This is a genomic window from Streptomyces sp. NPDC002018 (assembly GCF_042890865.1).
Classification (GTDB): domain Bacteria; phylum Actinomycetota; class Actinomycetes; order Streptomycetales; family Streptomycetaceae; genus Streptomyces.
This window is the reverse complement of sequence record NZ_JBIASO010000021.1, coordinates 144,047-158,811: the sequence shown is the minus strand read 5'-3', so window position 1 is coordinate 158,811 and position 14,765 is coordinate 144,047. Positions and strand designations below refer to the sequence as shown.

At 72.0% G+C, this 14,765-nt stretch carries 14 protein-coding genes; 2 read left to right on the top strand and 12 right to left on the bottom strand.

What is annotated here, in order from left to right:
• Positions 1 to 226 precede the first annotated feature (226 nt).
• Together ACFYYH_RS28735 and ACFYYH_RS28730 are read right to left on the bottom strand one after the other, a co-directional pair.
• Positions 227 to 910 (bottom strand): TetR/AcrR family transcriptional regulator, encoded by a 684-nt coding sequence (locus tag ACFYYH_RS28735; protein ID WP_388556870.1) that lies wholly within the window; start codon positions 908 to 910, stop codon positions 227 to 229.
• A gap of 184 nt (positions 911 to 1,094) precedes the next feature.
• Complete coding sequence (locus tag ACFYYH_RS28730; protein WP_388556867.1) at positions 1,095 to 2,459, bottom strand: peptidase C39 family protein; 1,365 nt, start codon at positions 2,457 to 2,459, stop codon at positions 1,095 to 1,097.
• 220 nt (positions 2,460 to 2,679) lie between these two features.
• Here ACFYYH_RS28730 and ACFYYH_RS28725 point away from each other — a divergent pair, with 220 nt between their 5' ends.
• Positions 2,680 to 3,309 carry a uridine kinase gene (locus tag ACFYYH_RS28725; protein WP_388556864.1) on the top strand — a complete coding sequence of 210 codons (630 nt, stop codon included), beginning with the start codon at positions 2,680 to 2,682 and terminating at the stop codon, positions 3,307 to 3,309.
• Positions 3,310 to 3,684: 375 nt separating this feature from the next.
• Complete coding sequence (locus ACFYYH_RS28720) at positions 3,685 to 5,595, top strand: AAA family ATPase (protein WP_388556861.1); 1,911 nt, start codon at positions 3,685 to 3,687, stop codon at positions 5,593 to 5,595.
• A 116-nt stretch (positions 5,596 to 5,711) separates the two neighbouring features.
• Here ACFYYH_RS28720 and ACFYYH_RS28715 read toward each other — a convergent pair whose 3' ends face one another.
• The 10 genes from ACFYYH_RS28715 to ribD form a co-directional block, all read right to left on the bottom strand.
• On the bottom strand, positions 5,712 to 6,812 hold the full coding sequence (locus tag ACFYYH_RS28715; protein ID WP_388556858.1) for a hemolysin family protein: 1,101 nt from the start codon (positions 6,810 to 6,812) through the stop codon (positions 5,712 to 5,714).
• A complete protein-coding gene (locus ACFYYH_RS28710; RefSeq protein WP_388556855.1) occupies positions 6,809 to 8,209 on the bottom strand; it encodes a hemolysin family protein in 1,401 nt (466 codons plus the stop codon). Before ACFYYH_RS28710 ends, ACFYYH_RS28715 begins: the two co-directional genes overlap by 4 nt.
• 232 nt (positions 8,210 to 8,441) lie before the next feature.
• Positions 8,442 to 8,972, bottom strand: coding sequence for a PH domain-containing protein (locus ACFYYH_RS28705; protein WP_388556852.1), 531 nt, complete (start codon positions 8,970 to 8,972; stop codon positions 8,442 to 8,444).
• Positions 8,973 to 9,009: 37 nt separating this feature from the next.
• The gene (hisG, locus tag ACFYYH_RS28700; RefSeq protein WP_388556849.1) at positions 9,010 to 9,858 is read right to left on the bottom strand and encodes an ATP phosphoribosyltransferase; all 849 of its coding nucleotides are present in this window, start codon (positions 9,856 to 9,858) and stop codon (positions 9,010 to 9,012) included.
• Between the two features lie 86 nt (positions 9,859 to 9,944).
• The gene (locus ACFYYH_RS28695; protein ID WP_018850137.1) at positions 9,945 to 10,217 is read right to left on the bottom strand and encodes a phosphoribosyl-ATP diphosphatase; all 273 of its coding nucleotides are present in this window, start codon (positions 10,215 to 10,217) and stop codon (positions 9,945 to 9,947) included.
• A gap of 34 nt (positions 10,218 to 10,251) precedes the next feature.
• Positions 10,252 to 10,737 carry a 6,7-dimethyl-8-ribityllumazine synthase gene (ribH, locus tag ACFYYH_RS28690; protein WP_388556846.1) on the bottom strand — a complete coding sequence of 162 codons (486 nt, stop codon included), beginning with the start codon at positions 10,735 to 10,737 and terminating at the stop codon, positions 10,252 to 10,254.
• A 109-nt stretch (positions 10,738 to 10,846) separates the two neighbouring features.
• A complete protein-coding gene (locus ACFYYH_RS28685; protein ID WP_388556843.1) occupies positions 10,847 to 12,199 on the bottom strand; it encodes a bifunctional 3,4-dihydroxy-2-butanone-4-phosphate synthase/GTP cyclohydrolase II in 1,353 nt (450 codons plus the stop codon).
• Positions 12,196 to 12,846: a nicotinamide riboside transporter PnuC gene (locus tag ACFYYH_RS28680; RefSeq protein WP_388556840.1), complete on the bottom strand. Its 651-nt coding sequence runs from the start codon at positions 12,844 to 12,846 to the stop codon at positions 12,196 to 12,198. The genes ACFYYH_RS28685 and ACFYYH_RS28680 overlap by 4 nt, the downstream gene beginning before the upstream one ends.
• Positions 12,843 to 13,451, bottom strand: a complete 609-nt coding sequence (locus ACFYYH_RS28675) for a riboflavin synthase (RefSeq protein WP_388556838.1) — start codon at positions 13,449 to 13,451, stop codon at positions 12,843 to 12,845. The genes ACFYYH_RS28680 and ACFYYH_RS28675 overlap by 4 nt, the downstream gene beginning before the upstream one ends.
• Positions 13,452 to 14,591: a bifunctional diaminohydroxyphosphoribosylaminopyrimidine deaminase/5-amino-6-(5-phosphoribosylamino)uracil reductase RibD gene (gene ribD / locus ACFYYH_RS28670; protein ID WP_388556887.1), complete on the bottom strand. Its 1,140-nt coding sequence runs from the start codon at positions 14,589 to 14,591 to the stop codon at positions 13,452 to 13,454.
• Between the last annotated feature and the right edge of the window lie 174 nt (positions 14,592 to 14,765).

Here is a 14,765-nt window from a genome sequence, read left to right as displayed (position 1 = left end):
CGATACGACAAGCGCGGCTACATCTTCCTCGGCACCGCAACAGCGGCAGCCCTCACCATCTGGCTCCGAACATGATCGGCCGGACAAGTCCTAGGGCCTGTTCCGGTCCTGTCCGGTCCTGTCCAGGTTCCGTCGGGGGCCTGTCCGGGTTCCGTCGGGTGTCCGTCAGGGCGGAAGCGAAGAGCCCGTCGGGGGCGGGGTGCCTCATCGGCCCCCGTCCCCGGCGTCATGTCCCCGGGACGTCCGACCGCTGCTCCACCCCGGTGAACGGGCGCCAGGTGAGGTCCGGCGGGGGCGCGGGGCACTCCGGCGCGAACTCCTCGATCGTGTTGAGGGTGTGGCGCAGCATGCGGACCAGCAGGTCGCGCGGGATCTCCAGCGTCAGTTCCTGGTGGCCCAGCCACTCCAGCGTCAGCCACTCGACGCTGGAGAGCCAGCCGAGCAGCGCGAGCCGGGCGATCGCCGGGATGTCCCGCCTGCCGTAGGCGCCCTCGGCGATCGTGGAGACCAGCCCGGTCCGTACGGCGTCACGGATGGCCTGGACCTGGGTGTCGAAGCCGACGCCACCGGTGATGATCGTGCGGTAGGCGGACTCGTTCTGCTGGGCGAACCGCAGATACGCCTCGACCGTGCGCTGGACCCGTTCCGTACGCGGCAGTTCGGATCCGCCGGCGGCGGCGAGGGTGACCAGTTCGGCCACCGAGTCCTCGACGATGGCGAGGTAGTAGCCGCGCTTGTTCTTGAAGTAGTAGTAGATCAGGCCCTTGGCGACCCCGGCGTGCCGGGCGATGTCGTCCATCGACAGCGCGTCGTACGAGGTGTTGGCGAACAGCTTCCTCCCCGTCGCGATGAGTTCGGAGCGCCGCACCTGTGATCGTGCGGAGGCGCCACGCTGTTGACTACGGTTCACATTCGCGTCCTGGTCTCCGGCTGCCTCGGGATTCCCACAAGAATTCCCGCAGTATCGCAGAGGGACCACAACGCCCCGCGGGGTGTCCACAACCGCCCGTGGAGTGTGCGCAACGGCCCGCTCCGGGTGGTCCGGGGGCGAAGCGTCAGGCCGGCGCCCCCGGGCCCGGTCGTTCCTGGGCCCGTCAGAGCAGGCCCACCGCCCGCAGAGCGCGCCGCTGCGCCGCGGACGGCGCGGCGGGCCAGTAGACGTAACAGACACCGCCGGTGCCGGACGCCACATTGCCGGAGGCGTTGTACCGCTTGGTGCGGAGCCAGATCGTCTCCCATTCCGCGCGCCGGTAGATCCGGCGTACGGCGGGATTGCTCGGCGAGGCGGGGTCGTTGGCGATCACATCGCCGTCGGCCGTGAAGCCGATCACGGTCATGAGATGGCCCGAGGTGCCGTAGCCGGCCCCCGTCAGCTCCTTCTCCAGGAAGGACTGCGAGGTGATCACGGGGATCCCCGCACGGACGAGGGTCTCCACGTCCGTGAGCGAGCCGAGCCGGGTGACGGCCGAACTCATGTCCGGGTAGGTGGCCGCGTACGCCGCGTTGAAGGGCCAGTTGCCGCACCCCTCGTACTGGTAGTCGTAGGTGAAGCGGGCGGCGTGGCAGACCTGGGGGTCGGCGTACTCCGGGTTCACCCAGGCGAGGTCCTCGGCCGTGGGCCGGCGTCCCCAGTACTCGATGATCATCTGCGAGGAGGTGGGGCTGCACCAGGCCTCGCCGCCGTTGTCGTACTCGGGGTACTGCCCGGTGTGGATGTTCTGCGAGTAGCGCGGCACCGCCAGCTCACGCGCGAGCCCAGGGACCGAGGCGGGGACGGTGAACCGGTCGGGGATGTCCGAGGCCATCGCCCCGGCCCGGTGGACCACGGGGGTGAGCCGGCTGCCGGGGGTGCGGTAGAGGGTGAGCCGCAGCCGGTACGAGTCCAGCCGCAGCCCGCTCGCCGGGTCGTCCACCGAGAAGGTGTCGGTCCAGATGCTGCTGCGCCCGTCGCCCTGGTCGTCCACGGAGGTGCGCCGGATGTCGGTCTCGCCGTCCCCCGCCGTCCAGCGGCCCATCACGAACCAGGGGGTGTCGGTGCCGTCGGAGTACCGGCCGCCCAGCTCGATCTGGAGCCAGGTCCCGGCGGGGGCCGTGGCGTTCCAGGAGGCGATCACCTCGGTGGCGGGGACCCGCGAGCGGTGGACGGGCGAGGTCCAGGTCGCGTACTCCCAGGTGGTGGTCAGCCCGGTGTGCGGGTCGGCGTAGTCGGTGCGGCCGGCCGGGGCGCCGATCACCAGCGCGGGCCTGGCGCCGGGCACGGCGCGGGTGCCGCGGTGCTCGCCGGAGCGCCAGTCGGTGTACGAGGTCCAGTGGGCGTTGTCCACGAGAGGCCTGGCGCGGTCGGGGGCGGTCGGGGCCGGGGAGACGGCGGCTGCCGCCGGGACGGCGGACACCGCCCCGGCGCCGGCGGCGGCGAGAGCGGCGGCGAGCACGGTTCGGCGCGAGGTGGAACTGGTCACGGGACCTCCGGTCGAGGGCGGTGCGCTGCGGGGGAACGGGAGGGGCAACGGAAAGGGCAACGGATAGGGCAACGGAAAGGGACGGAGAAACAGGACGGCTGCCCGGCAGTCGCCACTATCGCGGTTCGTGGTGGGCTTCTGCCAGCGATTCGCCTCGCGTCGCCCCATCAATATTGGTCTCCCACCAGTGGCGTGACCTGGGACCTCGTAGGGTGGGCGGATGAACGACCTGACCGGGGCCGCAGCCGCTCTGCGCGCTCTGCCGCCGTCCTGCGGGCCCGTCCGGCTGATCGCGGTCGACGGCCACGCGGGCTCCGGCAAGAGCACCTTCGCGACACGGCTCGCGGCGGCGCTCGGCGGCGCGCCCGTTCTGCGTCTCGACGATCTCGCCTCCCACGAGGAGCTGTTCGCGTGGACGGAGCGCGTGGCGCGGCGGATCGTCGAACCGCTCACGCGGGGCGCGACCGCGCACTACGAGGCATACGACTGGACCCTGCGGCGCTTCGACGAGCCGCGCGAGCTGCCCGCCGCTCCCGTGGTGCTGATCGAGGGCGTGGGGGCCGGGCGCCGGGCGCTGCGGCCGTATCTGGCCCGGCTGCTCTGGATGGACCGGGACGCCGAGGCCTCCTGGGAACGGGGCCGCCGGCGCGACGGACCGGAGCAGTCCGCCTTCTGGGACGGCTGGACAACGGCGGAGACTCGCCATTTCTCCTCGGACCCCTCCCGGCCCTTCGCGGACACCCTGGTACGGGAGGTGCCGGAGGGGTACGTGATGCTCCCGGGGCCCGTTTCGACCGCGATGCACGACCAGACCATCACCCAGGGTGATCACTTTCGGCCTCCATACTGAGCAGTCGGAATTCGGCTCGGGCCGAGTGCCCAACTCCGCTTGACCGAGGGACCGGACAGGTCTTACGTTCTCAATGTGCGGCTTTTCGGAGCCGCCGCGGACGCGAAGCCCCCGGTTGTTCCCCCGTGATCGGGGGCTTCGTTCTGCCCTCTTCGCCGGTTTCCGGAGGTCGTCCACCTCCGCCGGGCCCCCGCCCGCTCACCCTGGGTCACCACTGTGGCCTCTGAGTGGTGCCCTTAGTCGCACACCCTCTGCGCAGGTACGATGCCTCTCGGTACGGTCAATTCCCGTCCGCCAGAGGGTGGTTCAGCACGCTGCCGACGGGCGCCCGCCCGGCGGGACAATCCGGGGGCACGGTTTGTTGTGGGGGGCCTGATGGACATCGGCACGCAGGGCGGCACCGGAGCCCCTGCCGATCTCGCCTGGGTGCGCGGTGTGGAGGCGTACACGATGGGGGCCTACCCCCAGGCGGAGGAGGAGTTCAGGACCGCCGTACGCCTCGATCCCGGGATGGCCGACGGCTGGCTCGGGCTGCACGCGCTGCGCGTGGACACCACGGCCGCGCTGCTGCACATGTACCGCCACCGCGACCGCTTCGGCGAACAGCGTGCCCGCCACCGCCGCACCCTCAACTCCTGGTACTGGCTCGGCTGGTGGGTGCAGCCCGTGCTGGAGAACGGGCGCGATCTGCTGCTCGCCCACGCCTCGCACTGGCTGGACGGCCGGCACGTACCGGAGCTGGACCGGGCCCTCGCCGGGCTGCCGCCCGTGGACGCCGATCCGCAGGTGCGGTTCCTGCACGCCTGCCGCGCCTATCTGGTCAAGGACTGGGACCAGCTGGTGCGCCACACCGAGCCGCTCGTCAACGATCCGCTGCTGGGTATAGAGGCGGGCCTCTTCGGCGGGATGGCCAGGGTCCGGCTGGAGATGTACGGGCAGGCCCTGCCGCTGCTGTCCACCGCGCTGATGCGCTGCCGCAGCGAGCAGCCCCAGCGCAAGGAGCTGCGGTACTGGCTGGCGCGCGCCCATGAGGGCACCGGGCGCAGCGCGGCGGCCTTACCCCTCTACCGGGCCGTGCACCGGCTCGATCCCGCGTTCATGGACACCGCGGCCCGGCTGGCCGCGATCACCGACTTCGACGGATACGAAGGGCCCGAGGACCCGGTGGGGCTGGCCTCGGTGGCGCTGGCGGGCCTCGGTCAGGACACGGCGGACGCGACGGACGCGCAGGGCGAGAGCGAGGGGCCGGCCGGCTCGGACGTACTCCTCGGGCGGGATCCCCAGCCCCAGAAGGGCGGCGGGAGCGGGGGACCCGCGCGCGACGACGTACGGGAGAAGGTGCCGTCACCGCCCGCGCAGCCGGCCCAGCCGAGGTTCCCCGAGGGCCCGACCGATCCGGCGCTGCTCGCCGAGGCGCTGGCGGAGCTGGAGCGGATGGTCGGGCTGGAGCCGGTGAAGCGCCAGGTCAAGGCGATCTCCGCGCAGCTCAACATGGCCCGGCTCCGGGCCGGCCAGGGGCTGCCCGTCCAGCCGCCGAAACGTCACTTTGTCTTCTCCGGCCCCTCCGGCACCGGCAAGACGACCGTCGCGCGCATTCTGGGGCGGATCTTCTACGCGCTCGGGCTGCTCGGCGGCGATCATCTCGTCGAGGCCCAGCGGGCGGATCTGGTCGGCGAGTTCCTGGGGCAGACCGCGGTCAAGGCGAACGAGCTGATCGACTCCGCGATCGGCGGGGTGCTCTTCGTGGACGAGGCGTACAGCCTCTCCAACTCCGGGTACACCAAGGGCGACGCGTACGGAGACGAGGCGCTTCAGGTCCTGCTCAAGCGCGCCGAGGACAACCGCGACCATCTCGTGGTCATCCTGGCGGGCTATCCGGAGGGCATGGACCGGCTGCTCGCCACCAATCCGGGGCTCTCGTCCCGCTTCACCAGCCGCGTCGACTTCCCCAGCTACCGGCCGCTGGAACTGACCGCCATCGGGCGGGTGCTGGCCGCGGAGAACGGCGACATCTGGGACGAGGAGTCCGTGGACGAGCTGCTGTCGATCAGCGGCCATGTGGTGGACCAGGGGTGGATCGACGAGCTGGGCAACGGGCGCTTCGTGCGCACGCTGTACGAGAAGAGCTGCGCGTACCGCGATCTGCGGCTCTCCGGCTACAGCGGCACGCCCACCCGGGACGATCTGGCCACGCTGCGGCTGGCGGATCTGATGCAGGCGTACGGCGAGGTGCTCTCGGGCCGGGGCCCGGCCGACCGGGGCCCCCAGGACCCGGCCGCGCCGTAGCGCCCGGCGGTGCGCCTCCCGGCGGGAGGCCGTGGTGCGGGACGCGGCCTCGCGGCGGGGTACGCGGGTGCACCCCGGGACGGCACTGCATGCCGTCCCGGATGTGCCCACGGCTCTCAGTGGGTCAGGACCTGGGGCGGCTGGTCCGCTCGTTGTTCTCCCACCAGGGGCGCCTTCGGGACGCGCTCGCGGTGGGACGGGTCCCGTACCTCGCCGACCAGTTTCTCCAGCACGTCCTCCAGCGCCACCAGGCCCAGCACCCGTCCCGACGCGTCCGCGACCTGGGCGAGATGCGTCGCCGCGCGGCGCATCACGGTGAGGGCGTCGTCCAGGGGGAGTTCCGCCCGCAGCGTCGCCATCGGCCGCCACACATGCTGCGGTACGGCCCGCTCCCCCGCCTCCAGGTCGAGGACGTCCTTCACATGCAGATAGCCCATGAAGACCCCGCCGCTCTCCGCGCAGACCGGGAAGCGCGAGTAGCCGGTGCGTACGGTCAGCTCCTCGATCTGGCGCGGGGTGACCGCCGGGGTCACCGTCACCAGGGAGGCGTGCGGGAGCAGGACGTCGGTGACGGGGCGGCTGCCCAGCTCCAGCGCGTCCTCCAGACGCTCCTGGGCCTCCGGCTCCAGCAGGCCCGCCTGGCCCGAGTCCTCGACCAGCCGGTTGAGCTGTTCGCTGGTGAAGACGGCCTCCACCTCGTCCTTGGGCTCAACGTGGAAGGCCCGCAGCACCAGCCGGGCGCAGGCGCCGAGCCCGGCGGTCACCGGGCGGCAGAGCCGGGCGAAGCCGACCAGGCCGGGGCTGAACCAGAGCGCGGTCTTCTCCGGGGCCGCCATGGCGAGGTTCTTGGGCACCATCTCGCCGATGACGAGATGCAGCGAGACGACCAGCGCGAGGGCGATCACATAGCCCAGCGGATGGATCAGCCCCTCGGGCACATGGGCCAGGTGGAAGAGGGGTTCCAGCAGCCGGGCGACCGTCGGTTCGGCGACCGCGCCGAGGGTCAGGGAGCAGACGGTGATGCCGAACTGGGCGGCGGCCATCATCTGCGGCAGATTCTCCAGCCCGTGCAGCACCTGCCGGGCGCGGGCCGAGCCGCGCGCGGCATGCGGCTCGATCTGGCTGCGGCGTACGGAGACGAGGGCGAACTCCGCGCCGACGAAGAAGCCGTTCGCCAGGACCAGTACCAGGGCGAAGACCAGTTGCAGAGCGCTCATCGGACGCCCTCCGCGAGCGCGGGGGCACCGGCCGGTATGTCGGCCGTCGCCGTCGGCGGGGCGTCCGCCGCGGCGCCCTGCGGGGCGCCGGCCGTGCGCACCAGCCGGACCCGCTCGGCCCGGTAGCGGTCCACCTGGCGCACGGACAGCCGCCAGCCGGGCAGCTCCGCCTTGTCGCCGGGGGCCGGGATACGTCCCAGCAGGTCGGCGACCAGGCCGGCCAGGGTCTCGTAGGGGCCGTCGGGCACCTCCAGCCCGATCCGCCGCAGGGCGGGGACCCGGGCGCTGCCGTCGGCGTCCCAGGCCGGGCGGCCGTCCTCGGCCGTGACGGGGGCCAGTTCCGGCCGGCCGTCGCCCTCCGCGTCATGCTCGTCGCGCACTTCGCCGACCAGCTCCTCGATGATGTCCTCCAGCGTGACGACCCCGGCCGTACCGCCGTACTCGTCGACCACGACGGCTATCGGCTGCTCGCTGCGCAGCCGCTCCAGGAGCTGCTGCACGGGCAGGGACTCGGGCACCAGCAGGGCCGGTACGGCGATCCGTCCGGCCGGGGTGCGCAGCCGCTCCCGTACGGGCACGGCGAGCGCGTCCTTGAGATGGACCATGCCGACGATCTCGTCGATGCGCTCCCGGTAGACCGGGAAGCGGGAGAGACCGGTGGCCCGGGTGAGATTGAGGACGTCCGCCGCGGTGGCGTCGGCCTGGAGGGCGCTCACCTTCACCCGGGGGGTCATGACGTGCTGCGCCGTGAGCCGTCCCAGCGAGAGGGTCCGTACGAACAGGTCCGCCGTGTCCTGTTCGAGGGTGCCCGCACGGGCGGAGTGGCGGGCCAGGGAGACCAGTTCGCCGGGGGTGCGGGCCGAGGCGAGTTCATCGGTCGGTTCCACGCCCAGCATCCGGACCAGCCGGTTGGCGACGGTGTTGAGCAGGGAGATCACCGGCCGGAACACGGTGGCGAAGAGATACTGCGGGCCCGCCACGAACCGGGCGACCTGGAGCGGCCGGGAGACCGCCCAGTTCTTCGGTACGAGTTCGCCGATCACCATCTGGACGGCGGAGGCGAGCAGCATCCCGATCACCACCGCGACCCCGGAGACGGCCCCCTCGGGCAGTCCGGTCGCGGAGAGCGGTCCGTCGAGCAGCCCCGCGAGCGCGGGCTCGGCGAGCATGCCGACGACCAGTGAGGTGATGGTGATGCCGAGCTGGGTGCCGGAGAGCTGGAAGGACAGCTCCCGCAGGGATCTGACGACGGCGCGGGCGCGGCGGTCGCCGCCGGCGGCGGCACGCTCGGCGTCCGGTCGGTCCACGGTGACCAGGCCGAACTCGGCGGCCACGAAGAAGCCGTTGGCGAGGATCAGAAGGAACGCTGCGGCGAGCAGCAGAAGGGGGATGGTCATGCCGCCGCCTCGTCGAAGGGGGCGGCGCAGGTACTACCGGACGATCCGTCCATTGCTGGAGGGAGTCACTCCTCGGGTCGCAGGTGGCCCCACGGGCCGTCGCGGCCGTCGGATGCGGGGCGGGGGCGCACTCGGCGCCTCCGCCACCAGAGTAATCAAGAGAGGGCGCGACAGGGCAGTGCCGTACGGGGCTGTGGCGCGCCCGTCGAGGGGCGGGCGCCGCCGGGCGGGGTCAGTTCTTCTCCGTGCCGGTGCCGTGCGACTCGGTCAGCGCGCGCAGGGCGCGCGCGTCGCGGATGGCCTGCGCCTTGGCGATTCCGGGCTGAATGCCCAGCACGGGCAGGCTGCTGCCGTCGCTCAGGTCGAGGAAGACCCAGGGGTCGCCGGGCCGCAGATTGACCCGGAGGATCTCGGCCCACTCCAGCCGCCGGGTGCGGGTGAGATTGACCACGGTCACTCCGCCGGCGTCGGCGACGACCTTGGGACGGCTGAGCACCACGAGGACCCCGAGGAAGAGCAGGGCCGTGAGGATGAAGCTGGCCCGCTCCCCCGTGCCGAGCTTCTCCAGCACCAGGGCGACGGCCGTGATGACGGAGAACATGACCGCCCCCACGGTCAGCAGGACGATCCGGGTCCTGGTCGGCCGGAAGGTGACCGGAAGGACGGGCTCCGCCTCCCCGGAGGGGGTGGAGGGCGCACCGTCCGGCCGCGGGGCGTCGGGGGTGTCGACGGGATCGGACGGATCGGGCTGGGGGGCGGGCATCGGTTCTGGGTCTTCCCGGGGTGGCGGCGGAGGGGCGTCAGAGGCGGCAGGCGTGGATCGCCGTGGTCAGAATGGCTCGGGCGCCCAGTTCGTACAGATCGTCCATGATCCGCTGCGCCTCCCTGGCCGGGACCATCGCGCGGACGGCGACCCAGCCCTCGTTGTGCAGCGGGGAGACGGTCGGCGACTCCAGGCCCGGGGTGAGGGCGACGGCGCGCTCCAGGTGCTCGGCGCGGCAGTCGTAGTCCATCATCACGTACGTACGGGCGACGAGCACGCCCTGGAGCCGGCGCAGGAACTGCTGGACCTTGGGCTCGTTCGCGCCCGCGCCGGTGCGCCGGATGACGACGGCCTCGGACGTCATGATCGGCTCGCCGATCACTTCGAGGCCCGCGTTCCGCAGCGAGGTGCCGGTCTCCACCACATCGGCGATGACCTGGGCGACCCCCAGCTCGATGGCGGTCTCGACCGCGCCGTCGAGGTGCACGACGGAGGCGTCCACGCCGTTGTCCGCGAGGTGCTTGGCGACGATGCCCTCGTAGGAGGTGGCGACGGTCATACCGTCGAAGTCCTCGACCCCGCCGGCCGTGCCCGCCTTGGTGGCGTACCGGAAGGTGGACCGCGCGAAGCCGAGCGGAAGGATCTCTTCCGCGTTGGCGCCGGAGTCCAGCAGCAGATCACGGCCGGTGATGCCGATGTCGAGCCGGCCGGAGCTCACATAGATCGCGATGTCACGGGGGCGGAGGTAGAAGAACTCCACCTCGTTGTCCGGGTCGACCAGGACGAGTTCCTTGGACTCCTTGCGCTGCTGGTATCCGGCCTCATGGAGCATCGCCGACGCAGGTCCGGACAGTGAACCCTTGTTGGGGACGGCGATGCGCAGCATGAGAACGGATTCCTTTGTGCGAGGGGTGGTTGTACGGGGACGTGCCGGCGCGGCCGACGGCGGAGCCGGTGCCCGGAGGCACCGGCTCAGAGATGGGCGTAGACGTCGTCGAGGGAGATTCCGCGCGCGACCATCATCACCTGGACGTGGTAGAGGAGCTGTGAGATCTCCTCGGCGGCGGCTTCCTTGCCCTCGTACTCGGCGGCCATCCACACCTCGGCCGCCTCCTCGACGACCTTCTTGCCGATGGCATGGACGCCCTTGTCCACCAGCTCGGCGGTACGGGAGGTCGCGGGGTCGCCGTTGGCGGCCTTCTGCTGAAGCTCGGCGAAGAGCTCCTCGAACGTCTTCTTGGACATGGTGGAACTCACTTTACGCGGCCACGGGAGGGGGTCAGCGCCAGGGCTCCGCGACGGTGCGCAGGGTGGCCGCGGTGGCGACGGCGGCGGTGACCGCCTCATGGCCCTTGTCCTCGTGCGAGCCCTCCAGTCCGGCCCGGTCGAGAGCCTGCTCCTCGGTGTCACAGGTCAGTACGCCGAAGCCGATCGGCACCCCGGTGTCGACGGAGACCTGGGTGAGGCCCTGGGTGACGCCCTGGCACACATAGTCGAAGTGGGGGGTGCCGCCCCGGATGACGACGCCGAGGGCGACGACCGCGTCGTAACCGCGTCCGGCGAGCACCTTGGCGACGACCGGCAGCTCAAAGCTGCCGGGGACGCGCAGCAGGGTCGGCTCGTCGATGCCGAGCTCCCCGAGGGCGCGCAGGGCGCCGTCGACGAGGCCGTCCATGATCTTCTCGTGCCACAGTGCCGCGATCACGGCGACCCGGAGGTCTCCGCAGTTCTTCACACTCAGTTCGGGTGCGCCCTTGCCGCTCACGTCTCTCCTCGAAGCTGTTCTGGTTCTCGTGGTCGCCCGTGCTCCGGCCGTGGTTCCGGCCGGTCGTACGGTCCTAGCTGGTCGTACGGTCCTAGCCGGTCGTACGGTCCTACTGGTTGCCGCAGGCGGACGCGCCGACGGCGGCGTCGAGCCAGGGCAGGTCGTGCCCCATCCGGTCGCGCTTGGTGCGCAGATAGCGGAGGTTGTGCTCGCCCGCCTGGACGGGCATCGGCTCACGGCCGGTGACCCGGAGCCCGTACCGGACGAGCGCGGCGGTCTTGTCGGGGTTGTTGGTCATCAGCCGCAGGCTGTGCACACCGAGGTCGTCGAGGATCCGCGCGCCCGCCGCGTAGTCACGGGCGTCGGCGGGCAGACCGAGTTCCAGATTGGCGTCGAGGGTGTCGTGGCCGCGCTCCTGGAGTTCGTACGCGCGCAGCTTGGAGAGCAGCCCGATGCCCCGGCCCTCGTGGCCGCGGAGATAGACGACGACGCCGCGCCCGGCCTCGGTGACCCGTTCCATGGAGGCCTGGAGCTGGGGGCCGCAGTCGCAGCGCAGCGACGCGAAGATGTCGCCGGTGAGGCACTCGGAGTGGACCCGGACGAGCACGTCCTCGCCGTCCCCGATGTCCCCGTGCACGAGGGCGACATGCTCGACGCCGTCGAGGGTGGAGCGGTAGCCGTACGCGGTGAACTCGCCGGAGGCCGTGGGCAGCCGGACCTCGGCCTCGCGCCGGACGGTGGGCTCGGAGGCGCGGCGGTAGGCGATCAGATCCTCGATCGAGATGATCGTCAGACCGTGTTTGCGCGCGAACGGGATCAGTTCGGGCAGCCGCAGCATCACCCCGTCCTCACCGGCGATCTCCACGATCGCGCCGGCCGGGCGCAGCCCCGCGAGCTGGGCCAGGTCCACGGCCGCCTCGGTGTGGCCGTTCCGTACGAGCACCCCGCCGGGCTTGGCGCGCAGCGGGAAGACATGGCCCGGCCGGACGAAGTCGCCGGGCCCGGCGTCGCCCGCGGCGAGCAACTGGAGCGTGGCGGCCCGGTCGGCGGCGGAGATCCCGGTGGTGACGCCGTGGGCGGGCGCCGCGTCCACGGAGACCGTGAAGGCGGTGCGCATCGACTCGGTGTTGTGCTGGACCATCTGCGGGAGTTCGAGCCGGTCCAGTTCGGCGCCCTCCATCGGGGCGCAGATCAGTCCGCGGCACTCGCTCATCATGAAGGCGACTATCTCGGGGGTGGCCTTCTCGGCGGCGATGACGAGGTCGCCCTCGTTCTCGCGGTCCTCGTCGTCCACGACCACGACGGGACGGCCGGCCGCGATGTCGCGGACGGCCTGCTCCACCGGGTCGAGGGAGAGATCCCCTGCGGCGTTGTCCGTGGAGTACCACGGGACGGGCGCGGGGGCGGGGGCGGCGTGAGGTGCCTCGTTGAGGGCGGTGACGGCGGACGGGCGGGACGTCATGCTGCTGCTCCTTCCAGGGACGGGGCGCCGGCGCGGGAGCGCAGCCACCAGTCACGCATTCCCCACAGAACGAGGACGAGGTAGATCACGTAGACGAAGCCGGAGAAGGCCAGTCCGCTGCTGAACGCGAGCGGTACACCGACGATGTCGACGAGCAGCCAGGCGAACCAGAACTCGACGAGGCCACGCGCCTGGGCGACCATCGCGGCGAGGGTGCCGACGAAGATGTACGCGTCGGGCCAGGGGTTCCAGGACAGTTCGGGGACGGCGGCGAACAGCCCGCCCACGGCGAGGGTGCCCAGCGCCGTACCGGCGAGGAGCACGGCGCGCTCGCGCCCGGTCGCGAACCGCACGGCGATCGAGCCGTCCTGGGCCTGCCGCGTACCGCGCTGCCACTGGCGCCAGCCCCACAGGGCGACCCCGATGACCAGGAGCTGCTTGCCGACGCCCCCGCTGAGCTGCGCCGAGGCATAGGCGCCGACGAGGATGACACCGGAGAACAACTGGGCGGGCCAGGTCCAGATCGAGCGCCGCCAGCCGAGCGCGAGCGCGGCCAGTCCGATGGTGTTGCCGATCATGTCGGACCACAGGATGTGCTGACCGAAGGCCGTGAAGGCCTCACCGTTCAGCCAGGACAGTGCGCTCACTGGACGGACTCCTCGGATCCGGCGCCGAGCAGCCGCTCGACGTACTTCGCGATGACGTCGACCTCGAGGTTGACCGGGTCGCCGGGTGCCTTGATGCCGAGGGTGGTCAGCGCGAGGGTGGTGGGGATGAGGCTGATGGTGAAGTAGTCGGGTCCGGCGTCCACGACCGTGAGGCTGACACCGTCGACGGTGATGGAGCCCTTCTCGACCACATAGCGGGTCAGCGGGGCGGGCAGGGAGATCTTGACGATCTCCCAGTGCTCGGAGGGCTTGCGCTCGACGATGGTGCCGGTGCCGTCCACATGCCCCTGGACGATATGGCCGCCGAGCCGGCCGCCGACCGCCATGGGACGCTCCAGATTGACGCGGGAGCCGGTCTCCAGGGCCCCGAGGCTGGAACGGTCGAGGGTCTCGGCCATCACATCCGCGGTGAACTCGCCGTCGCCGAGGTCCACGACCGTGAGACAGACTCCGTTGACGGCGATCGAGTCGCCGTGCTTGGCGTTCTCGGTGACGACGGGGCCGCGGAGGCGGAAGCGTGAGGAGTCGCCGAGGTTCTCGACGGCAGTGACCTCACCCAGTTCTTCGACGATTCCGGTGAACACTCAACGCTCCTTCGTGGTGGTGGTGCCCGGGACAGCGGGTGTGGTGGACACGGGCGCGGGCACGGCCCCGGGGGCCGCGGCCGGCACGGGCGCGGGCACCGCGGTGATCCGCAGATCGGGGCCGATCCGTACGGACTCCGTCATCCGGAGTCGCAACGCCTCGGTGAGGGTGGTGATTCCGGCGCCGGCGAGGGCGGCGGGGCCGGCCCCGAGGAGCACGGGGGCGAGATAGCCGACGACCTTGTCGACGGCTCCGGCGGCGACGAAGGAACCGGCCAGGACCGGCCCGCCTTCGAGCAGCACGGAGCGGACGCCGCGTGCGTACAGGGCCGCGAGCAGGGCGGGGACGTCCAGCCCGCGTGCGCCGCGCGGCAGCCGTACGACCTCGGGAAGATGGTCCGAGCCGGTGAGCTCGGCGTCCTCGGCGACGGCGATCAGGGTGGGCGCGGCGCCGTCCAGGATCCGGGCGCCGGGGCGTACGGCGGTGCCCTGCGTGTCGACCACGACCCGCAGCGGCTGGACGGCGCCCTCGACACCCCGCACCGCGAGATGGGGATCGTCGGTGCGCGCGGTGCCCGAGCCGACCACGACCGCGTCGGCCTCTGCGCGCAGCCGGTGGACATCGGTACGGGCCTCGGCGGAGGTGATCCACCGGCTGGTGGAGTCGGCGGCGGCGATCCGGCCGTCGAGTGTGGCCGCGTACTTCCACAGGACATGGGGCCGGCCCCGGCGTACGGAGGTGAGCCAGGCGGTGTTGCCCTCCTCGGCCTCCTCGGCGAGCAGCCCCTGCTCGACCGTGATCCCGGCCGCGCGCAGGGTGTCCGCCCCGCCGGTGGCCCGCGGGTTGGGATCGGCGACCGCGTAACTGACCCGGGCGACACCGGCCTCGACGAGCGCCCGCGAGCAGGGGCCGGTGCGGCCGGTGTGGTCGCAGGGTTCGAGCGTGACGTACGCCGTGCCGCCGCGGGCCCGCTCACCGGCGGCGCGCAGGGCGTGGATCTCGGCGTGGGGTCCGCCCGCGCGGCGGTGGAAGCCCTCGCCCACGGGCTGTCCCGCGGCATCGAGGATCAGGCATCCGACGACCGGATTGGGGCTGGTGGAACCGAGTCCGCGAGCGGCCAGCGCGATGGCCCGACGCATGGCGTCGGTGTCGGTCACTGGCTCGGCTTCGATGGCCACCGGGTCCTCCTGCCTCTGGGGGCACGGACTCCGGGGCCTGTCGATGACGACAGAGAAGCGGGAACGCACAGGGGAACGCCGAGGCCGACAATCCGGATCGTCCGAGGACGATCCGCCGACGGCGGCGTACCGATG